17 protein-coding genes, 9 tRNA genes, 3 rRNA genes and 1 pseudogene are annotated in these 26,092 nt (G+C 47.3%); 27 read left to right on the top strand and 3 right to left on the bottom strand.

Annotated features, from left to right (window positions below):
- The first annotated feature begins 300 nt into the window (after window positions 1–300).
- The 20 genes from PTQ21_RS30250 to yajC all read left to right on the top strand — a co-directional run bounded on the left by PTQ21_RS30250 (window position 301) and on the right by yajC (window position 14,390).
- A 16S ribosomal RNA gene (locus PTQ21_RS30250) occupies window positions 301–1,853 on the top strand.
- A gap of 311 nt (window positions 1,854–2,164) precedes the next feature.
- A 23S ribosomal RNA gene (locus tag PTQ21_RS30245) occupies window positions 2,165–5,090 on the top strand.
- 143 nt (window positions 5,091–5,233) lie between these two features.
- Window positions 5,234–5,350, top strand: a 5S ribosomal RNA gene (gene rrf, locus PTQ21_RS30240).
- Together the 16S, 23S and 5S rRNA genes with 9 tRNA genes alongside form the textbook arrangement of a ribosomal RNA operon.
- Window positions 5,351–5,434: 84 nt before the next feature.
- Window positions 5,435–5,510, top strand: a tRNA-Asn gene (locus PTQ21_RS30235).
- A gap of 4 nt (window positions 5,511–5,514) precedes the next feature.
- Window positions 5,515–5,586: transfer RNA gene (locus PTQ21_RS30230), tRNA-Glu, on the top strand.
- A gap of 9 nt (window positions 5,587–5,595) precedes the next feature.
- Window positions 5,596–5,671, top strand: a tRNA-Val gene (locus PTQ21_RS30225).
- 20 nt (window positions 5,672–5,691) lie between these two features.
- Window positions 5,692–5,765, top strand: a tRNA-Met gene (locus PTQ21_RS30220).
- A gap of 27 nt (window positions 5,766–5,792) precedes the next feature.
- Window positions 5,793–5,870: transfer RNA gene (locus PTQ21_RS30215), tRNA-Asp, on the top strand.
- Between the two features lie 24 nt (window positions 5,871–5,894).
- Window positions 5,895–5,969: transfer RNA gene (locus tag PTQ21_RS30210), tRNA-Gly, on the top strand.
- Window positions 5,970–5,975: 6 nt separating this feature from the next.
- Window positions 5,976–6,052 (top strand) — tRNA-Arg (locus PTQ21_RS30205).
- 14 nt (window positions 6,053–6,066) lie between these two features.
- Window positions 6,067–6,145: transfer RNA gene (locus PTQ21_RS30200), tRNA-Leu, on the top strand.
- 7 nt (window positions 6,146–6,152) lie between these two features.
- Window positions 6,153–6,226: transfer RNA gene (locus PTQ21_RS30195), tRNA-Pro, on the top strand.
- A gap of 311 nt (window positions 6,227–6,537) precedes the next feature.
- Entirely contained in the window at window positions 6,538–7,164 is a 627-nt protein-coding gene (locus PTQ21_RS30190; RefSeq protein ID WP_269054461.1) for a BofC C-terminal domain-containing protein, read from the top strand.
- A gap of 294 nt (window positions 7,165–7,458) precedes the next feature.
- Window positions 7,459–7,962, top strand: coding sequence for a crossover junction endodeoxyribonuclease RuvC (gene ruvC, locus PTQ21_RS30185; RefSeq protein ID WP_053779097.1), 504 nt, complete (start codon window positions 7,459–7,461; stop codon window positions 7,960–7,962).
- Window positions 7,959–8,573 (top strand): Holliday junction branch migration protein RuvA, encoded by a 615-nt coding sequence (gene ruvA, locus PTQ21_RS30180; RefSeq protein ID WP_090953844.1) that lies wholly within the window; start codon window positions 7,959–7,961, stop codon window positions 8,571–8,573. Before ruvC ends, ruvA begins: the two co-directional genes overlap by 4 nt.
- 55 nt (window positions 8,574–8,628) lie before the next feature.
- Window positions 8,629–9,639, top strand: a complete 1,011-nt coding sequence (gene ruvB, locus PTQ21_RS30175; RefSeq protein ID WP_053779099.1) for a Holliday junction branch migration DNA helicase RuvB — start codon at window positions 8,629–8,631, stop codon at window positions 9,637–9,639.
- A gap of 51 nt (window positions 9,640–9,690) precedes the next feature.
- Window positions 9,691–11,793: a SpoIID/LytB domain-containing protein gene (locus tag PTQ21_RS30170; RefSeq protein WP_420800350.1), complete on the top strand. Its 2,103-nt coding sequence runs from the start codon at window positions 9,691–9,693 to the stop codon at window positions 11,791–11,793.
- 7 nt (window positions 11,794–11,800) lie between these two features.
- The gene (gene queA, locus PTQ21_RS30165) at window positions 11,801–12,829 is read left to right on the top strand and encodes a tRNA preQ1(34) S-adenosylmethionine ribosyltransferase-isomerase QueA (protein WP_064635838.1); all 1,029 of its coding nucleotides are present in this window, start codon (window positions 11,801–11,803) and stop codon (window positions 12,827–12,829) included.
- Between the two features lie 45 nt (window positions 12,830–12,874).
- Window positions 12,875–14,011, top strand: a complete 1,137-nt coding sequence (gene tgt / locus PTQ21_RS30160) for a tRNA guanosine(34) transglycosylase Tgt (RefSeq protein WP_274568269.1) — start codon at window positions 12,875–12,877, stop codon at window positions 14,009–14,011.
- A gap of 67 nt (window positions 14,012–14,078) precedes the next feature.
- Window positions 14,079–14,390 (top strand): preprotein translocase subunit YajC, encoded by a 312-nt coding sequence (gene yajC / locus PTQ21_RS30155; protein ID WP_072734772.1) that lies wholly within the window; start codon window positions 14,079–14,081, stop codon window positions 14,388–14,390.
- A 133-nt stretch (window positions 14,391–14,523) separates the two neighbouring features.
- Here the strand turns inward: yajC and PTQ21_RS30150 are convergent, their stop codons facing one another.
- Complete coding sequence (locus PTQ21_RS30150) at window positions 14,524–14,916, bottom strand: TIGR04086 family membrane protein (protein ID WP_053779103.1); 393 nt, start codon at window positions 14,914–14,916, stop codon at window positions 14,524–14,526.
- A gap of 222 nt (window positions 14,917–15,138) precedes the next feature.
- Here PTQ21_RS30150 and PTQ21_RS30145 point away from each other — a divergent pair, with 222 nt between their 5' ends.
- The gene (locus tag PTQ21_RS30145) at window positions 15,139–15,861 is read left to right on the top strand and encodes a YetF domain-containing protein (RefSeq protein ID WP_072734816.1); all 723 of its coding nucleotides are present in this window, start codon (window positions 15,139–15,141) and stop codon (window positions 15,859–15,861) included.
- Between the two features lie 3 nt (window positions 15,862–15,864).
- Here PTQ21_RS30145 and spoVB read toward each other — a convergent pair whose 3' ends face one another.
- Complete coding sequence (spoVB, locus tag PTQ21_RS30140) at window positions 15,865–17,466, bottom strand: stage V sporulation protein B (RefSeq protein ID WP_063567707.1); 1,602 nt, start codon at window positions 17,464–17,466, stop codon at window positions 15,865–15,867.
- A gap of 196 nt (window positions 17,467–17,662) precedes the next feature.
- On the opposite strand from spoVB, the gene PTQ21_RS30135 reads away from it, so the two are divergent.
- From PTQ21_RS30135 to PTQ21_RS30110, 6 genes and pseudogenes are all read left to right on the top strand, one after another.
- Window positions 17,663–17,929, top strand: coding sequence for a post-transcriptional regulator (locus PTQ21_RS30135; RefSeq protein WP_029881319.1), 267 nt, complete (start codon window positions 17,663–17,665; stop codon window positions 17,927–17,929).
- A 90-nt stretch (window positions 17,930–18,019) separates the two neighbouring features.
- Window positions 18,020–19,269 (top strand): annotated as a pseudogene (gene secD, locus PTQ21_RS30130) (protein translocase subunit SecD).
- Window positions 19,259–20,167, top strand: a complete 909-nt coding sequence (gene secF, locus PTQ21_RS30125) for a protein translocase subunit SecF (protein ID WP_064635842.1) — start codon at window positions 19,259–19,261, stop codon at window positions 20,165–20,167. The pseudogene secD and the gene secF overlap by 11 nt, the downstream one beginning before the upstream one ends.
- 74 nt (window positions 20,168–20,241) lie before the next feature.
- Complete coding sequence (locus PTQ21_RS30120) at window positions 20,242–21,207, top strand: cation diffusion facilitator family transporter (RefSeq protein WP_063567708.1); 966 nt, start codon at window positions 20,242–20,244, stop codon at window positions 21,205–21,207.
- A 39-nt stretch (window positions 21,208–21,246) separates the two neighbouring features.
- Complete coding sequence (recJ, locus tag PTQ21_RS30115; RefSeq protein WP_063567709.1) at window positions 21,247–23,655, top strand: single-stranded-DNA-specific exonuclease RecJ; 2,409 nt, start codon at window positions 21,247–21,249, stop codon at window positions 23,653–23,655.
- Window positions 23,656–23,692: 37 nt separating this feature from the next.
- Complete coding sequence (locus tag PTQ21_RS30110; RefSeq protein WP_024633046.1) at window positions 23,693–24,205, top strand: adenine phosphoribosyltransferase; 513 nt, start codon at window positions 23,693–23,695, stop codon at window positions 24,203–24,205.
- Between the two features lie 195 nt (window positions 24,206–24,400).
- Here PTQ21_RS30110 and uraA read toward each other — a convergent pair whose 3' ends face one another.
- The gene (uraA, locus tag PTQ21_RS30105) at window positions 24,401–25,717 is read right to left on the bottom strand and encodes a uracil permease (protein ID WP_063567710.1); all 1,317 of its coding nucleotides are present in this window, start codon (window positions 25,715–25,717) and stop codon (window positions 24,401–24,403) included.
- Between the last annotated feature and the right edge of the window lie 375 nt (window positions 25,718–26,092).

Here is a 26,092-nt window from a genome sequence, read left to right as displayed (position 1 = left end):
AAAAAACTATTGCATTGGTTTCGTCAGTATGATATATTATTTAAGTCGCCGCTGAAACACAGCGCTGACAACGAAAAGAGTAACACAAACGAGTTTGATCTTTGAAAACTGAACAACGAGTGAGTAACGATCTTGCTTGCAAGATCGACGCTGAGAAATCGGTACACGTCTTCGGACTGTATGATTTCAAAGCAAAATAAATGAGATTTTTAATCTCGTCAGTTTCAAAATGAGCTTATCGCTCTTTTCAATACCACCGATGATTTTCATAGCTTCTAACGATGCTTCTGAAATTCATCTTTATTGGAGAGTTTGATCCTGGCTCAGGACGAACGCTGGCGGCATGCCTAATACATGCAAGTCGAGCGGACTTGAAGAGAAGCTTGCTTCTCTGATGGTTAGCGGCGGACGGGTGAGTAACACGTAGGCAACCTGCACTCAAGTTTGGGACAACTACCGGAAACGGTAGCTAATACCAAATAGTTGTTTTCTTCTCCTGAAGGAAACTGGAAAGACGGAGCAATCTGTCACTTGGGGATGGGCCTGCGGCGCATTAGCTAGTTGGTGGGGTAACGGCTCACCAAGGCGACGATGCGTAGCCGACCTGAGAGGGTGATCGGCCACACTGGGACTGAGACACGGCCCAGACTCCTACGGGAGGCAGCAGTAGGGAATCTTCCGCAATGGGCGAAAGCCTGACGGAGCAATGCCGCGTGAGTGATGAAGGTTTTCGGATCGTAAAGCTCTGTTGCCAGGGAAGAACGCTTGGGAGAGTAACTGCTCTCAAGGTGACGGTACCTGAGAAGAAAGCCCCGGCTAACTACGTGCCAGCAGCCGCGGTAATACGTAGGGGGCAAGCGTTGTCCGGAATTATTGGGCGTAAAGCGCGCGCAGGCGGTCATTTAAGTCTGGTGTTTAATCCCGGGGCTCAACCCCGGATCGCACTGGAAACTGGGTGACTTGAGTGCAGAAGAGGAGAGTGGAATTCCACGTGTAGCGGTGAAATGCGTAGATATGTGGAGGAACACCAGTGGCGAAGGCGACTCTCTGGGCTGTAACTGACGCTGAGGCGCGAAAGCGTGGGGAGCAAACAGGATTAGATACCCTGGTAGTCCACGCCGTAAACGATGAGTGCTAGGTGTTAGGGGTTTCGATACCCTTGGTGCCGAAGTTAACACATTAAGCACTCCGCCTGGGGAGTACGGTCGCAAGACTGAAACTCAAAGGAATTGACGGGGACCCGCACAAGCAGTGGAGTATGTGGTTTAATTCGAAGCAACGCGAAGAACCTTACCAGGTCTTGACATCTGAATGACCGGTACAGAGATGTACCTTTTCTTCGGAACATTCAAGACAGGTGGTGCATGGTTGTCGTCAGCTCGTGTCGTGAGATGTTGGGTTAAGTCCCGCAACGAGCGCAACCCTTATATTTAGTTGCCAGCACTTCGGGTGGGCACTCTAGATAGACTGCCGGTGACAAACCGGAGGAAGGTGGGGATGACGTCAAATCATCATGCCCCTTATGACCTGGGCTACACACGTACTACAATGGCCGGTACAACGGGCTGCGAAATCGCGAGATGGAGCCAATCCCAACAAAGCCGGTCTCAGTTCGGATTGCAGGCTGCAACTCGCCTGCATGAAGTCGGAATTGCTAGTAATCGCGGATCAGCATGCCGCGGTGAATACGTTCCCGGGTCTTGTACACACCGCCCGTCACACCACGAGAGTTTATAACACCCGAAGTCGGTGGGGTAACCGCAAGGAGCCAGCCGCCGAAGGTGGGATAGATGATTGGGGTGAAGTCGTAACAAGGTAGCCGTATCGGAAGGTGCGGCTGGATCACCTCCTTTCTATGGAGAATCGTTTCCCGAGTGGAAACATTCAAAACCGCAGACTAGATCTGCAAAACTTACTCACTCGTTGCTCAGTTTTGAGAGCTCAAACTCTCAAACAGCTTGCTTTTTCATGGAGCTTGTTCTTTGAAAACTAGATATCGAAACGAAATTTTGCGATTTAGAACATTCCTTTTTAAGCTGAACTTGTGTTAAAACAAGTTTTAATAAATAGTGAAAACTGCATTGCGAGGGTATCGAATGAGAGCGACTTTTGGCTTTGCGCAAGCAAAACAAGGGAAGCGAGCAGTCGAAACCGGAGCAACTATGGTTAAGCTACTAAGAGCACACGGAGGATGCCTAGGCGCTAGGAGCCGATGAAGGACGTGGCGAACAACGAAACTGCCTCGGGGAGCTGTAAGCAAGCTTTGATCCGGGGGTGTCCGAATGGGGAAACCCAGCTGGGGTAATTTCCAGTTACTCATAACTGAATACATAGGTTATGCAGAGGCATACCAAGGGAACTGAAACATCTAAGTACCTTGAGGAAGAGAAAACAATAGTGATTCCGTCAGTAGCGGCGAGCGAACGCGGAGAAGCCCAAACCAGAGAGCTTGCTCTTTGGGGTTGTGGGACATCTCACATGGAGTTACAAAGGAACCGGTTAAGCGAAGAGGTCTGGAAAGGCCCGCCAAAGAAGGTAAAAGCCCTGTAATTGAAAGTCTGTTCCCTCCGAGATGTATCCCGAGTAGTGCGGGGCACGTGAAACCCCGTATGAATCCGGCAGGACCATCTGCCAAGGCTAAATACTTCCTAGCGACCGATAGTGAAGCAGTACCGTGAGGGAAAGGTGAAAAGCACCCCGGAAGGGGAGTGAAATAGAACCTGAAACCGTGTGCTTACAAAAAGTCAGAGCCCGTTTTAGGGGTGATGGCGTGCCTTTTGTAGAATGAACCGGCGAGTTACGTTCCCGTGCAAGGTTAAGGTGAAGAGCCGGAGCCGCAGCGAAAGCGAGTCTGAATAGGGCGACATAGTACGTGGACGTAGACCCGAAACCGGGTGATCTACCCCTGTCCAGGGTGAAGGTGCGGTAACACGCACTGGAGGCCCGAACCCACGCATGTTGAAAAATGCGGGGATGAGGTGGGGGTAGCGGAGAAATTCCAATCGAACTCGGAGATAGCTGGTTCTCCCCGAAATAGCTTTAGGGCTAGCCTCGGAAAATAGAGTCGTGGAGGTAGAGCACTGATTGGGTGCGGGGCCCGCAAGGGTTACCAAGCTCAGTCAAACTCCGAATGCCATAGACTTACTTCCGGGAGTCAGACAGTGAGTGCTAAGATCCATTGTCAAAAGGGAAACAGCCCAGACCATCAGCTAAGGTCCCCAAGTGTGTGTTAAGTGGGAAAGGATGTGGAGTTGCACAGACAACCAGGATGTTGGCTTAGAAGCAGCCACCATTGAAAGAGTGCGTAATAGCTCACTGGTCGAGTGACTCTGCGCCGAAAATGTAACGGGGCTAAACACACCACCGAAGCTATGGCTTGATGCTTTGCATCAGGGGTAGGGGAGCGTTGTATAAGGGTTGAAGGTGTACCGTAAGGAGCGCTGGACATTATACAAGTGAGAATGCCGGTATGAGTAACGAAAAGATCAGTGAGAATCTGATCCGCCGAAAGCCTAAGGGTTCCTGAGGAAGGCTCGTCCGCTCAGGGTAAGTCGGGACCTAAGGCGAGGCCGAAAGGCGTAGTCGAAGGACAACAGGTCGAAATTCCTGTACCACCGTAAGCCGTTATGAGCAATGGGGGGACGCAGCAGGGTAGTGACGCGGACTGATGGATGTCCGTCTAAGCAGTGAGGCTGATGTGTAGGCAAATCCGCACATCGTAAGGCTGGGCTGTGATGGGGAGCGAAAATTATAGTAGCGAAGGTCATGATCTCACACTGCCAAGAAAAGCCTCTAGCCAGGTGATGGTGCCCGTACCGCAAACCGACACAGGTAGGCGAGAAGAGAATTCTAAGGCGCGCGGAAGAACTCTCGTTAAGGAACTCGGCAAAATGACCCCGTAACTTCGGGAGAAGGGGTGCCCCGGTAGTGTGAATAGCACGAGGGGGCCGCAGTGAAAAGGCCCAAGCGACTGTTTAGCAAAAACACAGGTCTGTGCGAAGCCGTAAGGCGAAGTATACGGGCTGACGCCTGCCCGGTGCTGGAAGGTTAAGGGGAGCGGTTAGGAGCAATCCGAAGCTGTGAACCGAAGCCCCAGTAAACGGCGGCCGTAACTATAACGGTCCTAAGGTAGCGAAATTCCTTGTCAGGTAAATTCTGACCCGCACGAATGGCGTAACGACTTGGGCGCTGTCTCAACGAGAGATCCGGTGAAATTTTAATACCTGTGAAGATGCAGGTTACCCGCGACAAGACGGAAAGACCCCATGGAGCTTTACTGCAGCTTGATATTGAATTTGGGTACGATCTGTACAGGATAGGTGGGAGCCTTTGAAGCATGAGCGCCAGCTTGTGTGGAGGCACCGTTGGGATACCACCCTGATCGTATCTAGGTTCTAACCTGGTACCGTAATCCGGTGCGGGGACAGTGTCAGGTGGGCAGTTTGACTGGGGCGGTCGCCTCCTAAAGAGTAACGGAGGCGCCCAAAGGTTCCCTCAGAATGGTTGGAAATCATTCGAAGAGTGCAAAGGCATAAGGGAGCTTGACTGCGAGACCTACAAGTCGAGCAGGGACGAAAGTCGGGCTTAGTGATCCGGTGGTACCGCATGGAAGGGCCATCGCTCAACGGATAAAAGCTACCCTGGGGATAACAGGCTTATCTCCCCCAAGAGTCCACATCGACGGGGAGGTTTGGCACCTCGATGTCGGCTCATCGCATCCTGGGGCTGAAGTAGGTCCCAAGGGTTGGGCTGTTCGCCCATTAAAGCGGTACGCGAGCTGGGTTCAGAACGTCGTGAGACAGTTCGGTCCCTATCTGTCGTGGGCGTAGGAAATTTGAGAGGAGCTGTCCTTAGTACGAGAGGACCGGGATGGACGTACCGCTGGTGTACCAGTTGTTCCGCCAGGAGCACCGCTGGGTAGCTATGTACGGAAGGGATAAGCGCTGAAAGCATCTAAGCGTGAAGCCCCCCTCAAGATGAGATTTCCCAGTATGTAAGACCCCTTGAAGACGACGAGGTAGATAGGCTGGGGGTGGAAGTGCAGCAATGCATGGAGCTGACCAGTACTAATCGGTCGAGGGCTTATCCAATATGCAAGTTATAAATCGCACATTTCGTTTCGGATCTAGTTTTCAGAGAATAATCTCTGAAATGAAAATAGGTACATCACAGAATGTGTGTATGATTTTCAGTTCTACAATGATTTCAAGAAGCTATGCTTTGACAAATCGCGTTTGGTGGCGATGGCGGAGGGGTTCCACACGTACCCATCCCGAACACGACCGTTAAGCCCTCTAGCGCCGATGGTACTTGGACCGCAGGGTCCTGGGAGAGTAGGACGCCGCCAAGCGAACTCTTTCATCTTACATAGAAAACAGATTTTGTATGTTGACGTCGTACGATGAATTGCATTTGCACTGCAGATGCTTAGTATTCCCTGATAGCTCAGTTGGTAGAGCACTCGACTGTTAATCGAGTTGTCACAGGTTCGAGCCCTGTTCGGGGAGCCATTAAGGCCCGTTGGTCAAGGGGTTAAGACACCTCCCTTTCACGGAGGTAACAGGGGTTCGAATCCCCTACGGGTCATATTTACATGGAGGCTTAGCTCAGCTGGGAGAGCATCTGCCTTACAAGCAGAGGGTCGGGGGTTCGATCCCCTCAGCCTCCACCATATAGATTTCTGAATAACGACGCGGGGTGGAGCAGCCCGGTAGCTCGTCGGGCTCATAACCCGAAGGCCGCAGGTTCAAATCCTGCCCCCGCAATTATACTTTCTTTCAAGAAAGTGATCTGGAACCGTGGTGTAGTTGGCCTAACATGCCTGCCTGTCACGCAGGAGATCGCGGGTTCGAATCCCGTCGGTTCCGCCATTTTTATATTTATTAATACCGTATGCGGAAGTGGCTCAGCGGTAGAGCATCGCCTTGCCAAGGCGAGGGTCGCGGGTTCGATTCCCGTCTTCCGCTCCAATATTTGCGCCCTTAGCTCAGCTGGATAGAGCGTTTGACTACGAATCAAAAGGCCGGGAGTTCGAATCTCTCAGGGCGCGCCATTATAATTTTATACGCCGGCGTGGCGGAATGGCAGACGCGCTCGACTCAAAATCGAGTGGGAAACCGTGGAGGTTCGAGTCCTCTCGCCGGTATATATAACGGGATGTAGCTCAGCTTGGTAGAGCACCTGGTTTGGGACCAGGGGGTCGCATGTTCAAATCGTGTCATCCCGATCTCAAAAAAGACGGACTATCTATTTATAGATAGTCCGTCTTTTTATTTATGTTTAAAAGGTGGTTGTGTTCAAAGCAATCATAACCTCTTAATTTATGACAACCTTTAATAAGGAAAGGAATAATTATATTTTTCATCCTTTTAGTGCTCAGGTGCATCACATTGCTGGTGCCTTAGGTTAATTTTGCATAAACCCCAGTTCTTTCGGTCACAATAGGTTTAAAAAGTGATAGAAGGGGTTCATGTGAACACGTTTAACTTCAAAAAACAATTTAAGAGACGCTGGCGTCGATGGAAAAGAACAGTGTGGATGACTGCAGCTTTGGTTGCCGTAGCTATACTGGCTTACAGTGGTTTGCCGATTTCTTCTGCGATTGAGCGTTTATTAACGACCAATTTCAGTGAGGCTGTATCTGTAATGGGACCTGCTGCGAGTGAACAAAGGTCAGAGCAAGAAATTCAGACTTTGATGGAACAACTCGGGTCTGATCCGGACCTTTTAACGAGTGTTGTATTGGAGACGCAATATATCTGTGGGGTAGAAACGGAACAATTAGGTAAAATGTCGATTCCTCAATTGAAGATGCTGCTCGTTCAACATCCGGATTGGGATGCTCAGGTTGAATCGGCAGAAGTGTTACGCATTAAGCAACATGTGGATGATCTTTCTCCATTATGTAAGGAGCAGGCGTATATTAGCATAGATGCTGTGGGTAATCTCAATCTTTATGAAGGACGGCCCACAGAAGAGAAAGTCATCCGTACTTTTTTTCAAATGGACGTAGGCACGTTAGAGACATCATTGCCTGAAGGTGTGTTGGAGCAATTGCAGCAAGGTATTCGTATTCAGGACAAGGATGAGTACGACAGTGTAATCTCTACGTTCAGCGATTATGCGGTGGATGAGGCCAATAAAGAAATCCGTAATGGCGGATAAAAGAACAGGCTGATCTGCATTGAGTGGATCTGTTTACATCCAGTAGAGGAGAAGTTTCTGGTGGAAGGATATTCGTAGGTCATACAACATACGAGGGGAAACGAAGGACATCGAAAGATGTCCTTTTTGTCGTTCCATGACCGATACACCTGAATATAGGAGATAAAGATTGTAGGTTATTCACGAATTGAGGCGAGTATATGGAAGGACAAAGTTTTTCCTGCCGTAGGGCCTATCTTTTGTTATAATGAAATGAACGATACATATGTTCGCTTTTGTAAGGGAGAGATGGATTTGCGTTTTTTGGGAATTGACCCGGGGATTGCGATTGTCGGTTTTGGTTTTGTGGATAAAATCGGCAGTAAGGTAACACCTGTACAATATGGCTGTATTCAGACAGAAGCTCATACCCCTGAAGAGGAACGGCTGCTTCATGTATATGAGGGCATGGTACAGCTGATTGATAAATATAAACCGGACGCGGTAGCACTGGAGAAACTTTTTTTCAATCGTAACGTCACAACAGCGATGTCTGTAAGTCAGGCTAGAGGTGTTATGGTACTGGCTGCTGCCCAGAAGGGACTGCCTATTGCCGAATATACGCCGATGCAGATTAAGCAGGCGATTGTTGGATACGGAAAAGCAGAGAAGCGGCAAGTGCAGGAGATGGTCAAAATGTTTTTACGTTTACAGGTGATTCCGAAGCCTGATGACGTAGCAGATGCTTTGGCTGTAGCAGTGTGTCACGCACACTCATATACATTAAATTCCAAGTTGAATGAGGTATTGCGAAAATGATTGATTTCCTAAGAGGACAGTTCGTACATCTGGAGAATGAATATATTGTGCTTGATGTACATGGCGTTGGTTATCGTGTATTCTGTCCGAATCCTTTTGCATTTGCGAAGCAAGAAGGCGAAATTATGGTGTATACCCATCACCACGTACGTGAAGATGCGATGTTTCTGTTTGGTTTTGCGACTCGTGAGGAACAGAAGTTATTTCGCAAGCTGATCGAGGTATCGGGTATTGGACCCAAAGTTGCTCTGGGTATACTCGCTGGCGGTACGCCGGACCATGTCGTGACTGCAATTTATCAAGAGAATCTGACGTTCCTGACCAAACTGCCGGGGATTGGTAAGAAAACAGCGCAGCGTATGATACTGGACCTTAAGGACAAATTGGATGGTTTCGGTGCTGCCACGTATGCAACAGGTTTGTTTGCTCCTCCTTCGGAAGAAGCAGGAAGCGGCTCTGCCTGGGATGAGGCACGTGAAGGTCTTAAGGCGCTGGGTTATACCGACAGTGAACTGGATAAAGTATGGCTCAAACTGAAGAAAGAGGTTACTTCGGCCGATTCTGTTGATGTGTTGATGAAACGGGCACTGCAAATGCTGTTTACGGGATAATTAATTTTGCCTCTATAATAGAGCAGTAAGCCGCATAAAAAAGGTAGGGATGAACATGGATGACCGGATTATTTCCGCGAACCTGATGATGGAGGATCAAGCTGTGGAGCTTAGCCTTCGTCCCCGGTATTTGAATGAATATATCGGGCAGAACCAGGTCAAGGAGAATTTGAAAATATACATTGAAGCCGCCAAGATGCGCAATGAGGCGCTCGATCATGTGTTGTTATATGGCCCGCCTGGACTGGGTAAAACAACACTTGCCAATATCATTGCCAATGAATTGGGTGTTAACTTACGTACAACATCGGGACCGGCGATTGAACGCCCAGGTGATCTAGCTGCATTACTTACAAACCTGCAAGAAGGGGATGTCCTGTTTATTGATGAGATTCATCGCCTTCATCGGACGGTAGAAGAAGTGATGTATCCCGCCATGGAAGACTTCGCGTTGGATATCATGATCGGAAAAGGGCCAAGTGCCCGCTCCGTACGTCTTGATCTGCCATCCTTTACGCTGATTGGTGCTACAACCCGTGCAGGCTTGCTTTCTGCGCCTCTCAGAGACCGGTTTGGTGTTATCAGTCGACTGGAGTTCTACACGGTGGATGAGCTGGCCTACATCGTCTCACGGGCCTCAGAGATTCTAGGGGTTGAGATTGTTGGTAATGCCGCCGAAGAGATCGCATTGCGCTCCCGTGGGACACCGAGGATTGCCAATCGACTGCTAAAAAGAGTGCGTGACTTTGCCCAGGTACGGGGTGATGGTATCATCACACAGGCTCTGGCGGAAGAAGCGCTGCAACGTCTTCAGATTGATCCGCGTGGTCTGGACGAGATCGATCATAAAATGCTCAAATCAATGATTAACAGTTTCCGGGGAGGCCCTGTGGGTCTGGATACGATTGCCGCTACGATTGGTGAGGAGAGTCAGACCATTGAGGATGTCTACGAGCCTTATCTATTGCAGATTGGCATGCTTCAACGCACACCGAGGGGCAGAATTGTAACGGACCTGGCCTATCATCATCTGGGTTTGCCAGTTCCACCGAGAGACGCCAAATAATTGTGACTATATATCAATGAGATTCATCTTAATATACAACTTGGGACAAACATGGAGAGGAGACTGATCGTGAAAGCAATACAAACAAGGAAGTGGAGTCGGCGTTTGAAGGTGTTGGCTGCAGCTCTGTTGACGGTAGGATGCCTGCAAGTGCCGGTTTATGCCGCTGAAGGTGATGGGCAGGTGATCCGGGTAGCCATGTTTGCGAACCTGGGAAGTACGTATAAATCGACAACACCACTGATTACGCTTGAGTCGAGTGGAAAATGGAATATTGGTTCGGAAAGCGGAGCAAGTATAACTCTTCCAGCAGGACAAATCCGTTTCAGTGCGGATGGATTCCGCGTCAAAGTGTTGGAAACAGGGGATTTCAAAACGGCAGCAACAGCCGCAAAATTGTTGCAGGCCACTAGTGATAAACCGTTGTTGTTTACAACGTCTCTGAATGGTAAAGCGACCTATCAACTCTACACCGGAAACTATGCAACAGAGGCGTTGGCTGGACAAGCGGTAGCACGTGTACAAAAAGTGGCTGCAGCCCAACTAGGTGGACAAAAACCAGCGGTGACGGGCAGCAAGCGTCTGTCTGCAGGAGTCTACAGCTCACTTCCAGAGGCAGAAGCGGCACAAGCATCCCTTTCATCGGCAGGAGTTAGTTCTTATACGGTGCTTCAACTGGATGGAGGGAGTCAAGGGTATGCTGTATGGGTGGGAGAAGCCTCATCAGATGCTGATCTGTCTGCATTCAAAAAAAGTGTGGAAGCCAGTGTTCCAGGAGTAAACCTGTCTCCGGTAAACAGTAATAGTGCTGCGCTTATCATCCGCCAGGATGCCGGGTTAAGCACGGATACACTTAAAATAGCTCCGCATTACACTATTGCCGGCAGTGAGGCCAAGGCGTTTGTGCAAGGAGACGGTAGTGGAATCAAAGTGGTGGAACGTTCCGGACGGACATATCGCGGTGACATGGAAATTAGCATTGTAAGCGGCGATTTGGCTTTGGTTAATGTAGTTCCACTGGAGCAATATTTATACTCTGTTGTTGGTGCAGAAGTGTATTCATCCTGGCCAGCCGAAGCGCTGAAAGTACAGGCTGTCGCTGCACGCTCTTATGCGCTTCAACAGGGAGATCGTTTTAAAATTGCCAACGTTGTGGATACCACGCTCAGTCAGGCGTACAACGGAATGGGTTCAGAGAATGATAAAGTCTCCAGCGCGGTTGATGCTACTTCTGGAGAAGTCATCAAGAGCGGTGGTAAAATCGTAGAAGCTGTGTTCTCTTCCAATGCAGGGGGACAGACTGCTCACCCATCCGAGGTATGGAATGGGGGCGCGGATGTGTTCATTAATGTAGATAGTCCTGGAGATACATCGGCTCAAGCTGGATTACAGACATGGTATCATGTGCTGTTAAGTACAGGAGTCAGCGGATATATCCGCGAGGATAATGTAAAAGATTTAACGACCAAAACGGATGCGGGTTTAGCCAAAGTGACGGTTACTGCTCAAAATACCAATGTGCGTCCCGTTCCGTTAATTCAATCCAATGTTGATCCGGTAGCGAAAATGAATCCAGGCAACGAGGCTGTTGTTCTGGCCAAAGTGCCGCAGTCCAACGATTATGCTTGGGTAAGAGGGCCATTCACGTCAGCCCAGTTGGTTAAAACCCTGCAGGGTAAAACGACTTCTACTGTTCCATCTTCGATCTCAACGCTCGAAGTGACCAAGCGTGGGCCATCAGGAAGGGCACTTGAAGTTACAGCCAACGGCCAGCCCATGACGGTAAAATATGCAGATACATACCGCTCTGCTTTAGGTGGATTACCGAGTACTTTATTTGATATTGCAGGGACCGGAAGTTATACTGTATTAGGCGCTGACGGCAAAACAGCAAGCAAAACCGGCTCACAGGGTGCTGCTGTACTATCTGCCTCGGGCACAGGAACTTCATCCGGTAATGCTCTTGTGGTTATGAGTGGTGATGGTCAAGCTCGAGCTGTAACTCAGGGCCAAAGCTTCATGATCATCGGTCAGGGTAATGGGCACGGATTAGGTTTGTCCCAATGGGGTGCCAAAGGCATGGCTGATGAAGGGTATGATTACCAGGCAATATTGAAACACTATTATCAAAATGCGACTATTGTTAAGGAATGAATTGAATATGAATGTGAACTTATATGATTTTGAATTGCCGGAGCAATTAATTGCACAGACGCCACTGCTTGACCGCACGGCGTCCCGGTTGCTTACCTTAAATAAGGAAAGCGGTGAGGTTAACCATCACACGTTTCCTGATATTATCGACTTCCTTCAGCCTGGAGATACACTGGTGTTGAATGATACACGTGTTCTTCCAGCGCGTTTGTTCGGAACCAAAGAGGACACGGGGGCAAAGGCTGAAGTACTTCTGCTCAAAAACGTGGAGGGCGATCGTTGGGAAGCTTTGGTTAAACCAGGCAAGAAGCTGAAAGCCGGTTCGGTCATCGTTTTTAGTGACGAGCTCAGGGCAGTCATTGATGAGGAAGGCGAAATGGGTGCGCGTTTGCTTACGTTCTCCTATGATGGAATCTTTCAAGAGATTCTGGATCGCTTGGGTGAAATGCCGCTGCCTCCTTATATCAGAGAGACGCTGGACGACCGCGAAAGGTATCAAACGGTATATGCGAAACATGAAGGATCAGCCGCTGCGCCGACAGCAGGATTACATTTTACAGATGAATTGCTGAATCGGATTCGGGATAAAGGCGTTAATGTAACTTTCATCACGCTTCACGTTGGACTCGGAACATTTCGGCCTATGTCAGTTGACAAAGTTGAAGAGCATGTCATGCATGAGGAATACTACTCTTTGTCTCAAGAGACAGCGGATCTAATTAATGAAACGAAAAAACGTGGCAACCGTATATTTGCTGTAGGAACGACAAGTTGTCGTACACTTGAAACGGTAGGAAGCAATTTTGAAGACGGGCAGTTGCAAGAGAGCAGCGGCTGGACCAAAATCTTTATCTATCCGGGATATACGTTCAAAGTAATCGACGGGATGCTTACGAATTTTCATCTCCCCAAATCCACATTGGTCATGTTGGTCAGTGCGCTTGCGGGTAGAGAACAAATCATGCATGCATATGAGGAAGCAATTAAAGAACAATATCGTTTCTTCAGCTTTGGCGATGCCATGTTGATTTATTAAGATATGAAGGTATTACGATTAATTTTTAGAGGATGATTAAAACCAATGGCAGCAATTACGTACGAACATATCAAAACCTGTAAACAATCCGGAGCTCGTTTGGGACGTGTACATACACCTCACGGTATTATTGAGACACCAACCTTCATGCCTGTAGGAACACAGGCCACGGTGAAGACGATGAGTCCCGAAGAACTGAAAGAGATGGATGCACAGATTATTCTGAGCAATACTTACCATCTGTTCCTGAGACCTGGCCATGAAATTATTCGTCAGGCAGGCGGATTGCACAAATTTATGAACTGGGATCGCCCGATTTTGACTGACAGTGGCGGGTTCCAAGTGTTTTCTCTGAGTGAGATGCGCAAAATTACGGAGGAAGGCGTTAACTTCCGCTCCCATCTAAACGGAGATAAAAAATTCCTCTCGCCTGAAGTGGCAATGGAAATCCAGAATGCACTGGGCTCCGACATTATGATGGCATTTGATGAGTGCCCGCCTTATCCTGCTGAGTATGAATATGTGAAAAAATCACTTGAAAGAACAAGCCGCTGGGCAGAACGTTGTCTGGAAAGTCATGCTCGTCCGAATGATCAAGGGCTGTTTGCTATCGTACAGGGGGGCATGCATGAAGATCTTCGTCGCCAGAGCGCGGCAGATTTGACTTCCATGGATTTCCCGGGTTATGCTATTGGTGGACTGAGTGTTGGAGAACCGAAACATTTGATGTATGGTGTATTGGATTACACAATTCCTTTGTTGCCGTCCAATAAACCACGCTATCTAATGGGTGTTGGTTCACCCGATGCATTGATTGAGGGATCGATTCGCGGAGTGGACATGTTCGATTGTGTTCTGCCTACCCGAATTGCCCGTAACGGAACAACGATGACCAGCCAAGGACGTCTGGTAGTTCGTAATGCCAAGTTTGCAACTGATTTTGGGCCACTAGACCCTGAATGTGATTGCTATACTTGTCTTAACTATTCAAGAGCCTATTTGCGTCATTTAATCAAAGCGGATGAAACGTTTGGCTTACGTTTGACGACCATCCACAATCTTCATTTCTTGCAGAATTTGATGCGCAATGTGCGTAAAGCCATAATGGAAGATCGTTTGCTTGATTTCCGGGATGAATTTTTCGATCAATATGGTCTTCATGACAATGACAAAGGTTTCTGACCAGGTTTTTGCGGAACCGAAGTAACAAGCATTATCTGTACGTATAGTCGATAAGGGGGAATTTTACATGTTTCAGGCAATGACTGCATCAGCAACTCCAGCTGGCGGTGGAATTGTATCTTTGATTGTACCTTTGGTACTCATGGTTGCAATTTTTTACTTCTTGATGATTCGTCCACAGAACAAAAAACAGAAGCAACGTAATTCAATGTTAGGACAATTGAAAAAAGGCGATAAAATTGTTACAATCGGCGGTCTTCACGGAACGATTGCTGAAATCACGGATGATGTGGTTGTATTGCGTGTAAACGATGTTACTAAACTGACATTCGATCGTAATGCAATTAGCAGTGCAGTTGCACGTGAAACGGCTGAATAAATCATAGATGTTCAAAAAGCCTGTAAGGCTATGAGTACGTTTGCAGCGTATTTTTCACTATCAGAGAACTGGATCTCCATGGAGACCCGGTTCTCTTTTTCTTTTTCTCAAATAACCGTTAAACCCCGATCTTCTATGATCTTCGTGTGTTGACTCCAAATATACCGCCTAGTGCAGAAATCAGAAATGCACTTGCAAGCTGCAGACTGTCTTTCCAATTGAACGAGGCGTCGAGTGCCAGAAACCCAATCAGCAATACAATAAGTCCGTAGACGATTCCGGTAATACCTCCGTGGTACCATCCTCGCTCACCTGACCTCTTGCCAGATACAAAGCCACCAACCAGCAAGGACAAGCCATGAACAACGTACGTATACAGGGAAAGATCCTGTTCCCGCATTCCGGTCATCCAGAGAAAGAAGGATAGAATCAGTGCGCCTAACATCATCCACACAAAAGCATGACAGAGGCCCGAAAGAATCGGGTTAGACATTCGAAATGAAACCATTCGGCGAATCAACTGCATGAAGCGACCCCCTTGTACAAGTTTGAAATTAATACAGTGTATGGTCAAGCCCTCTGACTTATGAACTGAATTTTCCATTAAATGAACGGATTATATTTGCATGAGCATGTGAGCTTCAGGCCAAAATAGGGATTACGCTTCAGGTACCTGTATAAAATTCAGATCCGAAGGAGGAACCCTGTTGTGAATTTCTCAGATGTCGGAGCACATATCTTTCGAACCATGCTCATGTACTTTATTGTCTATGGCTCAATTCGGATAATGGGTAAACGTGAGATCGGGAAGCTGTCCATGTTTGATCTGGTCGTATCCATCATGCTTGCAGAAATTGCGGCATTTGTCATTGAAGATATCAATAAACCGTTATTCCATGGTATTGTACCGATGCTGACGGTACTAGTAGTGCAGATTGCTATGGCATTTCTCAGTCTCAAAAGCCGCAAGCTTCGGTTAATGATTGATGGCAAGCCGACCGTGTTAATCTCCAAAGGGAAATTACATCGAGATGAAATGCGAAAGCAGCGTTACAATCTGGATGATCTGCTTCTACAGCTTCGCGAACAAAATGTAGACAGCATTGGAGATGTGGAATTTGCCATATTGGAGACCACAGGCAAGCTAACTGTTTTTCCGAAAGGTCAGAGTTCTTCGAGCGGCAACAGCGGCTCATCAGGATCTGGTTCGACAGGATCTAATTCCAAACAAAAAGCGGGAAAAAACAAAATAGAAGGGTTTGAAAATATCAAATATGAAGGGCTGCCATTGCCATTGATCATGGATGGCAAAGTTCAGGATCAAAACCTTGAGCTGATCCAAAAAACCAGATTTTGGCTTAAAAATCAGATTCAGCACAAAGGTATTATGGACTTTAAAGACGTGTTTATCTGTTCCATCGATCATAACGGAAAAATTTATGTAAGTTCCAAAGATGATAAAGATAACTGACGTTTAAGAACGGCGTTTAAACCAGGAACCAATAAAGGGCGCACGGGAAAGATCATGAAAATCAATCATTTTGGTCCAGCCCATAACAATGAAATAGACGATCAGACCAACAAGGGGCGCGAGAAGCATTCTGAGCCAAAATGGAAGCAAGGATGCAGTCTGTTCATAAATGACCAGAGTAGCGGCGCCCATGATGACCATACCAGTGCCTGTTTTGACCCAATCCATCATCTTGAAACGGAACTGTAACAGGCTGCGCACACTTCTTGCATGTAAAAGAGTAACGATCGTTGAATTCACACAAATGGCAATTACCGCTCCAAAAATACCGTATTCCGGCCGGGAGGCGAGTACCAAAATCAACGTAATTTTAATGACAGCACCAATAAATGTATTGAGTAGTGCCTTTCCTGGACGATCAAGTGCCTGAAGAGCCGCTTGAAGAGGAGCTTGAATGTAGATAAACAAAGCAAAAGGAGCCATGAGCTTAAGCATGCTTCCAATCGATGCATCATTATACAGAACAAGACACATCGGTTCGGCAAGCACATACATAAAAACAGAAAATGGAGCACCTGTTACGAGTGCTAGACGCAGAGCCTGATGCATCCGTTTATGTATGAGAGCACGGTCACCTTGCGCCGAGGCCTCAGACAATGAGGGGACAAGTGACGTGGCTAACGAGGAAGTTAAGGCTCCCGGCAGTAGAAGTAGAGGTATAATCATACCTTGTAATGCACCATACTGGGCCGTGGCGAGCCCTTTGGAGATACCTGCAATAGCTAGACTCTGTGCGGTTACAATCGTCTCAGCGAGATAGGAGAGGGAACCAACTAACCGCCCGGCAGTTACAGGTACGGAAATCGCGAGTAAACGACGAAGAAGTCCAGGTTCTGAGCCGGTTGAGTTTTTTGAAATAGCAGGTTTGGGTTCGATTGGAGATTCGAGTACGGGCAGATGTTGATCCATATATTTCTTCTGTCTGGCATAGTTCCACAATAATACGAGCATACCGATGAATTCACCAACAAGTGCTCCCAGCATGGCTCCTGCTGCAGCTTGGGCAATTCCTCGGGGCAAGAGGAGCCAGGAAAACCAGATCACACAGATAATACGAATGACCGTTTCTACGATTGATGAAACAGCCGTAGGCATCATGTTTTGCTTTCCCTGGAAATACCCTCTGTAGACTGCAGATACGGCGATGATGGCAATCATAGGGCTCATGCTGACAAACGTGTGATAGACTCTCTCATCGGTTAGAACATAACGGGTAACCCATGGAGCGAATATGATGCACAAAAACATAAACACAACGCCAAGGGTCAGTGTGAAGCTCAGGCTAATTTGCAGAATCCGTTGGGGTGAATAACGGTTGGCACCTGTATCCGCTTCGGCTACGAGTTTGGCTACGGCCAATGGAATACCGCCAGTGATCAATGTGACGAGTACGATGAAAAAGGGATAGCTCAGTTGGTAGATGCCAACACCTTCTGCACCGATAACTCGTGGCAGCACAATGCGCGGGATGAACCCGAGAATCCGATTAATAATGCCTGCGGCGAGCAGGATCATGGCTCCCTGGATAAAAGTTTGTTTCTTCAAGACTACCCCTCTTTCCCGGTTGGAGTACAGGTATTCATAAACGGGACAAAGCCGTCGTTCTTCATCCTATGCCAGTCCAATATCTTCTCATGACAACTTGGACACGATTAACAAAAAGATCCATCACCAGCAAGAAGGAATATGATCGGGTAAAGTCGAATGATGTAATATTGATGCCGCATAAAGGCTTGGATGTATGAAGGGAGGCTCCCCGTTGGAAGAAATGAATGATGTGGAGTTGGAACAGTCTATAGAGATGCTCTGCCGCAGCAAGGCAGAGGAATTAAGGCTTGTCGGTTACGAATATGTCACCAGCAAAGATGTCTGGAATTGCATCAGTCATAAATATGAAAAGCAGGGCATTCCACCGCTTCACCAACTGGTGAACGACATATTGTCACTGAAAGCAACAAGCTTTATGAACTTTATGACCGTGTCTGCATACCGGGGGTCCTCTTTCTAACGAAAGGGATCTTTTTTGTTGGAAATTGACTGCTTTTTACGGCATCGCTATAATAGGAATATTGAGAACGAAAGGGGATCTAGGAACGGCATGAAAAGAATCGTCAGTTTCATTTTGGTCGTGCTTGTGACCGCAGGAGTAATGTTGGGCACAAGTCCAGGGCTGCTCAAAAATATACGCTTGGGCCTTGATTTAAAAGGAGGCTACGAGATCTTATATGAAGCAGAGCCGCTGGAACAAGGACAACAAGTCACCAAAGCATCTTTGGTGCAAACAGCAAAAAGTCTGGAGAGCCGTGCCAATGCGCTCGGAACAAGCGAGCCGGAAGTAACAACTGAAGGAACGAACCGGATCCGCTTGAAGCTGGCCGGGGTTACCGACGAGGCTGAAGTCAGAGCGAAAATGAAAGAGCCTGCTGTCATGACCTTCCGCAGTAAAGCTGAGAATGACAAAGAAGGCGAATACACTAAAATCGAGCTTCGGGGAAATGAGTTCGTGGAGAATGGTGCCAAAGTGGTATTCAGCCAGTTGAACGCACCGATGATCGATATCCAGGTTAAAGACAAAGCCAAGTTTGCTGAAATCACCAAACGTTTGATTGGACAACCTTTGGCTATCTATCTGGATGATCAACTGCTATCCGCTCCAACCGTGCAGCAGCAGCTGAGTGATGGCTCTGCACAAATCACGGGTAACTACTCACGTGAGGAAGCCAATCAGCTTCGCGATACCATTAATTTGGGCGCTTTGCCGTTGAAACTGACAGAGAAGTACTCTCAAAGCGTTGGTGCAACGCTTGGTAAACTATCTCTGGACCAGACGATTAAAGCGGGATTAATTGGTTCCGTAATTATCCTGGTGTTCATGATTGGTCTGTACCGTATTCCGGGGATTATTGCGAGTTTTGCCCTAATTACACATACGTGGTTGGTACTTGCAATCTTCTATATGGGAGAATTCGTGCTTACCCTTCCGGGATCGCGGCATTTATCCTGGGTATAGGGATGGCCGTGGATGCCAACATCATTACGTACGAGCGGATTAAGGAAGAAATGCGCAGTGGTAAGTCGATATTGTCTTCGGTTAAAGCAGGAGGTAAACATTCCTTCCGTACGATTATTGACTCTAACATTACAACCATCATTGCTGCAGCAGTTATGTTCTTCATGGGTACAGGTGCGGTTAAAGGTTTCGCACTGGTATTGATTTTTGACATCGTGACCAGCATTATCACGAATATTTTCTTCTCCCGCTTCCTGTTGACCCTGCTTGTGCGGGCTAACGTGTTGAAGAAGCCTAAGTACTTCGGAGTGAAGGAGAGTGAAATTCGTGCGCTTTAATTGGAATTTTGATTATATTAAAGGCAGTAAGATAGCCTATACCTTTTCCATCATTTTGACGATTGCAGGTATCATCAGCATTTTGGCTCTGGGATTGAATTATGCGGTAGATTTCCGTTCAGGTTCAAATGTTGATATTACGGTATCTAAAGCGATCACAACTGAACAAATTAAGCCCATCGTTAGTGATCTTGGTGTTGACACAAAAGATGTTCATATTACACCTGGTGCTGATCGGGTTAACGTTCGTTTCTCGAACGTACTGGATGAAAATCAGGAAAGCAAGTTTAAGCAAGAGTTCACCAAGCTGGATTCAACCGCTTCTTATGAAGTCAACACGGTTGATCCGGAGATGGCTAAAGAGCTTGAACGTAATGCCATATACGCGGTTCTTATCGCAAGTATCGGGATTATGATCTATGTAGCTATCCGATTTGAATGGCGGTTTGGTTTGGCTGCTGTCATTGCGCTCTTCCATGATGCATTTGTAGTTATTAGTGTGTTCTCGATCTTCCGACTGGAAGTGAATCTGACCTTCATTACGGCTGTACTGACCATTGTCGGATTCTCGATCAATGATACCATCGTTATCTTCGACCGGATTCGTGAGAATATGCGTTTTGCTAAAAAGACTTCGAAAGCCGATTTGCGTGAAGTAGTCAACCGCAGTTTGGCGCAAACGATGACACGTTCCCTGAATACAACATTCACCGTGTTTGTCGCTTCGCTCTGCTTGTTTATTTTTGGTGGAGAATCCATTCGCATGTTCTCACTTGCTATGGTCATCGGAACGTTGTTCGGTGCATATTCTTCGATCTACATTGCCGCTCCTTTGTGGCTGGCGCTCAAAGGTAAACAAACAGAGAAACCTAAAGCAGCTGTCAAAGCATCCAACTAAACATTGTATTGTCAAGCCGCGTCTGCTAGGCGCGGTTTTGCAACTTTAGGTAGAGTATTAAGGGGGGCATCGCCATGACCAGAGAACGTTTCCCTTCTGTTCACGCTGCCACGTGGAGCGGGATCGCCGGGAATTTGACACTTGCAGTAATCAAGGCTGGGTTCGGTTATATGGCAAACAGCAAATCGTTGCTTGCAGACGGCCTTCACTCTGCTTCAGAAGCTGCTTCTTCATTGTCCGGCCTCTTTCCCTCGAAGTCTGTACAAACAAAAAGAAAGGCTCGTAGGGAGCGGTCAAAGGAACATTCACGTATCGCGAGACCTGGAATTTCGGTATTATTATCTGTGCTCATCCTTATGGGAGGTTTGCAGATCGCCATCTCCGCTTTGAGTAGTCTGTCTGGAGATGAACCAGAATCGCTAGAGAAGTACACCCATGCACTTGTGGTAGCTTTTGCAGCATTGGCTGTGAAAGAAGCAATCTTTCAATATCAATACCGATATTTCCGTAAACGAAATCAATCGCAGGCTCTCGCTTATGCACAGCAACATCGTCGGGCACTCTACTGTTCACTTATCGTCTTGGTCGGTATTGTAGGTTCCATGACAGGAGAAACGATGGGGTGGAGTATTCTTCGATATATGGATCCCGCAGCTGCATTGATCGCTTCCTGTTTTGTGCTTCACAAAGGCTACAGAATGATTGTGGATACCGTATATGGTTCACTTGTTCAGGAACTGGAACAGGAAGAAGCACTTGACTTCAAAGAGACGGTGCAGCGTGTATATGGCATTATTACGATTGAACATCTGGTAGCACGTGAACAGGAACATGATGTTACGATTGAACTGGTCATTAGTGTGAACCCTAGAATTTCCGTGCTCGAGGCACAAGAGATTGCGAACCGGGCGAAGACACTTCTCTTAACTCGTTTCAGTCATGTGAAAGAAGTACAGATCCAGGCTGTACCTTATGATCCTGGATATCCTTATAAATCCAATCATGAACTGCCAGATCCTGAAGCGACATTAATTCAGTAATGAAGCTTGGTTCAGTAGATCAGGAAAGGAGCGTTATCATTGCTTTATTCGCAATACCGGTGGAACACACCGAATATCGATTTGGAGGCGGCTGCGGGACTCTCGCAGGCGCTTTCCGTTTCATCACTTGTTGGACGTTTGCTGGTCAGTCGGGGGGTTCATAATGAATCAGAGGCAGAACAATTTCTGCATCCTGATCTGAATCAGATGCATGATCCTTATCTGCTTCTAGGCATGAAAGAAGCTGTGCCCCGAATCCAGCAGGCTATTGAGCGTGAAGAACATATTTTAATATATGGGGACTACGATGCGGACGGAGTATCCAGTACATCTCTGATGATCCATCTGATGCGTTATCTCGGTGCTTCTTATGATATCTATATTCCTCATCGTTCCAATGAAGGCTACGGGTTACACAATCACGCCTTGGATTGGGCTCATCAACAAGGAGTCACGCTGGTGATTACGGTAGATACCGGAATCAGTGCGGTAGAGCAGATTGCTTATGCTGCAACACTGGGAATGGAAGTCATTGTGACGGATCATCATGAACCACCTGAAGTTTTGCCTGAGGCTTATACACTCATTAATCCCAAGCTTCCGGACTGTCCTTACCCTTTTAAAGGGTTAGCTGGTGCGGGTGTAGCGCTGAAGCTGGCTCAGGCATTGATCGGAGAAGTGCCTGGAGAATGGATGGAAATTGCCGCTATTGGTACGGTTGCCGATTTGATGCCTTTGGAAGGCGAGAACCGGGTTATCGTCAGTTATGGTGTTGAGTCCATGCGAGGTACACGTCTGCCTGGTGTAAGTGCTCTGCTTGAAATTAGTGGTGTGGATCAAACTCAGGTCACCTCAATCAATATTGCCTTTGCAATGGCTCCGCGTATTAATGCAAGTGGACGTCTGGATCATGCTGGCAGAGCAGTATCGCTGCTTACAACCGAGGATCTGGATGAGGCACACACTCTGGCAGGCCAACTGGACTTGCTGAATCGTGAAAGGCAACAGGTTGTTGAGGGTATACTTCTGGAAGCGACAACCCAGTTGGAGCAGAAAATCCAGCTTAATTCCGGAGCAGTGCCGGACGTCATCGTTTTGGCGGGAGAAGGCTGGAATGTTGGAGTTGTAGGTATCGTAGCTTCCAAGTTACTTGAACGGTATTATCGGCCAACGCTTATCCTGGGCATTGACCCGGAGAGCGGCGCTTGTAAAGGCTCAGCACGCTCCATAGAGGGGCTGGACATCTATGAGGCATTAACTGCTTGCAAACACACGATGGACCATTATGGTGGTCATCCAGCTGCAGCAGGCATGAGCCTTCATCGTGATCAACTTAAAGAGCTGGAAGCAGGATTGAATGAGTTTGCGGCATCCGTGCTGACAGAGGAGGACTTTGTGCCCCATCGTCTTGCAGATGACGAATGCAGAATCAGTGATGTACCATTGCAGGTCATTCAAGAGATCGACAGACTCCAGCCGTTTGGCATGAGTAATCCTTCTCCACGTTTTGTATTGCGCAATGTGACTGTCAAAGAAACACGGACGATGGGACGGGAAAAACGTCATCTGAAATTGGTTTTGGAGCAGGATGGTCAGCAATTGGAGACGGTAGCCTTTGGCAAGGGAGCTTTAGCTGAGTTTCTGCCTCCAGGCTCCATCATTGATGTTATGGGCGAGTTGTCCGTTAATGAGTGGAACGGGATGAGGAAACCACAATTAATGCTGCAGGACATCCAGGTTCCACATGCGCAAGTGTTTGATTTGCGAGGTAGTACGGAGCCTCTGAACGCGATGAAGCAGTTCTTGAGTTCGCTTGAAATACATCTACGATACAAGTCAGGCTCAATTGGTGCCATCGTTCGGAAAGAAACGAATGTTTCCGAGGGAAATTCATTGTATGAACCGTGCCTTTGGGTATATGATAGAAAGGTCGGTTTGTTTCCGTGCAATGCTGCCGCGCAGCATTATGGGCAGGAACAGGTCCGGACGTTATTTGTGTTTGATACGCCGGAAACCCCGGAACAACTTGATGCAATGCTGGCTTTATTCAGCGGAGCCGAGAATATCATCCTTCTGCACGGATCAGGCAACCGCCGAGATCGCCTTCAGATGCCCTCCAGAGAACTCTTCAAGCGTATTTATATGCTGGTGTCCAAATGGAGAGCTGAACCCGTGGAGGAACAAGAGATCACTCCTGTGCTCAGTCGTCAGTGTGGCTGCTCGCCGCGCATGATTACCATGATGTTGGATGTTTTTGAGGAGTTATCGTTCATTACCCGAGAAGCTGGAAAGATTGTGTTTGTGGATAACCCACCCAAGCGTGAGCTAACCGCTTCGCGTCATTATCAGGCGCTGGAGAGCATGGCCGAGACAGAGCAGGTGATGCTGGATGCATCGACCCCTCAGCTGACACAATGGATGATATCCCGGATGAAGGGCGTATCTTAGATAGAAGTTGTGCTATTTATTTTAGGAGGAGATTATTTTGGATTTTAAAGATTATATTCGTGTCATTCCTGACTTTCCACAACCGGGAATCAGCTTCAAAGACATTACGACATTGTTGAAGGATGGAGAAATGTACCGCAAGGCGATCAATGAGCTGAAAGTAATGGTTTCGGATCTCAAAATTGACGTTATTGCCGGACCTGAAGCACGTGGATTCGTTGTGGGCGCTCCTCTGGCGTACGCTCTGGGTGTCGGTTTTGCTCCGATCCGTAAAAGCGGAAAATTGCCTGGAGAGACGATCGAAGTCGGTTATGATCTTGAATATGGCAAAGATACGCTTGCTATGCATACAGATGCGATCGAAAAAGGACAAAATGTCCTGATTGCGGATGATCTGCTGGCGACAGGCGGAACTATTGCTACCTCCATTAACCTGATTGAACAATTGGGTGGCAAGATTGTAGGTGCAGCATTCCTCATTGAGCTGTCTGATTTGAATGGACGTGCAAAATTGCCAGGAATTGATGTATTTACATTGATGAACTACTAGAATTCCGGCATTCATTGCTGTTAAATCACGTGAACTGGATCTCCCGTTTCCCGGGAAATAATATACAGCATTAACTATTTGCAAAAAAAGCCTGTCTCTCAACCCGTAAAGGTTAGAGAGCAGGCTTTTTGCGTTGTACGATGTATAAAATGAAGAATGAATAAACATTGTTCGTTCAGACCGATCGGCAAGAAATCAATCCGGAGTTTTCTCGGTTAAAGGCTGTTTCTCCGTTTGATCATTCGACCAACCCAGTACTTCAAATAATTTAAACAACAAGCTCAGCAGAATTCCGACGATGGTTGCCAGAGCCATTCCCTTGAGATGAATACCATAAAACGTGATCTCAGTACCACTAAGTCCGATGACGAGTACAAGGGTAGTTAGCAACAGGTTGGTCGGTTTGGCAAAATCCACTTTCTGTTCGACCAGAATACGCAAACCGGATGCCGCAATAACTCCGAACAGAAGTAAAGATACACCACCCATAACAGGAACGGGAATGTTAGCTATAAGTGCCGAGAACGTACCTGAGAACGAAAGCACGATTGCAATAACGGCTGCGCCGCCGATAACATACGTCGAGTAAACCCGGGTCAGAGCCATAACCCCAATATTCTCACCATAAGTAGTATTCGGAGTGGACCCTACAAAACCAGAAAGAATGGTTGAAACGCCGTTTCCGAGCAGGGAGCGATGCAGACCCGGGTCCTTAGACAGATCTTTGCCCACAATGCTGCTCGTTACAAGCAGATGTCCGATGTGTTCAACAATGACAACGAGTGCCACAGGCAAAATGGTGAATATGACAGACCAGTCAAATGTAGGTGTCGTTACTGTAGGCAGCGAGATAAAGTCAGCGTTCGCTATATTCTCGGTTTTTACCTCACCCATAAAGTATCCAAGCACGTAACCGGATACAATCCCGATTAGAATGTGAATGATCTTGGGGAACCCACGGAAGGTTACTGCACCAATAACAGTGATACCAAGAGTAACCATGGCTAAAATAATTGGTTTGGCTTGAGGTACCCAGTCTGGGTTCTCAGCAGGGTTTGAATTGATCAGCCCAGCCATTCCGGCTGCTACAGGGACAAGCTCGAGACCGATTAGCGCAACAATGGCACCCATAACCGCAGGCGGGAAAACCACGTTAATCCAGCCTGTTCCCGCATACTTGATGATAAGAGCTACAATGCAGAAAATAACTCCCGTTACGATGAACGCTCCAAGTGCCATGGAGTATCCGTTATCAGGGTGTGCTATTAATACGGAAGAAACAGGTGCGATAAAAGCAAAGCTTGATCCAAGATAGGCCGGAATCTTTCCTTTACACATGAGTATGTACAACAATGTTCCAATACCGTTCATAAGCAAGATCATACTTGGATCGACACCGAACAGGTTCGGCACGAGTACCGTACTGCCAAACATGGCGAACAAATGCTGCAGACTCAGCAGCGATCCTGAGCCAAGCGGCATTTTTTGATTAACCTGAATTTCACGTTGCAATGAATGTTCATCTCCTTTTTTCCGAAACACAAATCTTCAATATAGTACAGAGTTTCTCTTCATTTAGCAATAACATTTTTCCACTAAGCATGGCGGAACCATTTTTATTTTGAGAATTGATCCTTCTATTTCGGCAAATAACGGTAATAATACATAGTAAATGAGGAAGATTTCCGACCTCTGTTGAATATCTGGCAACATCTTTGAGGAATGACACATATCGTATAAAAAAATTGGATATGTGCTCTTATTCGTCAGTAGTTGACGGGAAACGGGCGAAGCGTCATAATTATAGGAAATTACTTTTACGGGGAACCTGTGTTGATATTATTTCACGGGTTCCATTTTGTATAGAAAGGACACGGAACAGATCAG

The organism is Paenibacillus marchantiae, from assembly GCF_028771845.1.
Taxonomy (GTDB): Bacteria; Bacillota; Bacilli; order Paenibacillales; family Paenibacillaceae; genus Paenibacillus; species Paenibacillus marchantiae.
This window is presented reverse-complemented; position numbering and strand designations above follow the sequence as displayed.

What these genes read in the sequence shown, in the direction of transcription:
- PTQ21_RS30190 (WP_269054461.1), top strand. Translation starts at nt 6,538, where the DNA reads ATGACTGCAGCTTTGGTTGCCGTAGCTATACTGGCTTACAGTGGTTTG.
- ruvA (WP_090953844.1), top strand. Translation starts at nt 7,959, where the DNA reads ATGATTGATTTCCTAAGAGGACAGTTCGTACATCTGGAGAATGAATAT.
- ruvB (WP_053779099.1), top strand. Translation starts at nt 8,629, where the DNA reads ATGGATGACCGGATTATTTCCGCGAACCTGATGATGGAGGATCAAGCT.
- PTQ21_RS30170 (WP_420800350.1), top strand. Translation starts at nt 9,691, where the DNA reads ATGGAGAGGAGACTGATCGTGAAAGCAATACAAACAAGGAAGTGGAGT.
- queA (WP_064635838.1), top strand. Translation starts at nt 11,801, where the DNA reads ATGAATGTGAACTTATATGATTTTGAATTGCCGGAGCAATTAATTGCA.
- tgt (WP_274568269.1), top strand. Translation starts at nt 12,875, where the DNA reads ATGGCAGCAATTACGTACGAACATATCAAAACCTGTAAACAATCCGGA.
- yajC (WP_072734772.1), top strand. Translation starts at nt 14,079, where the DNA reads ATGTTTCAGGCAATGACTGCATCAGCAACTCCAGCTGGCGGTGGAATT.
- PTQ21_RS30150 (WP_053779103.1), bottom strand. Translation starts at nt 14,916, where the DNA reads ATGCAGTTGATTCGCCGAATGGTTTCATTTCGAATGTCTAACCCGATT.
- PTQ21_RS30145 (WP_072734816.1), top strand. Translation starts at nt 15,139, where the DNA reads ATGCTCATGTACTTTATTGTCTATGGCTCAATTCGGATAATGGGTAAA.
- PTQ21_RS30135 (WP_029881319.1), top strand. Translation starts at nt 17,663, where the DNA reads ATGAAGGGAGGCTCCCCGTTGGAAGAAATGAATGATGTGGAGTTGGAA.
- PTQ21_RS30120 (WP_063567708.1), top strand. Translation starts at nt 20,242, where the DNA reads ATGACCAGAGAACGTTTCCCTTCTGTTCACGCTGCCACGTGGAGCGGG.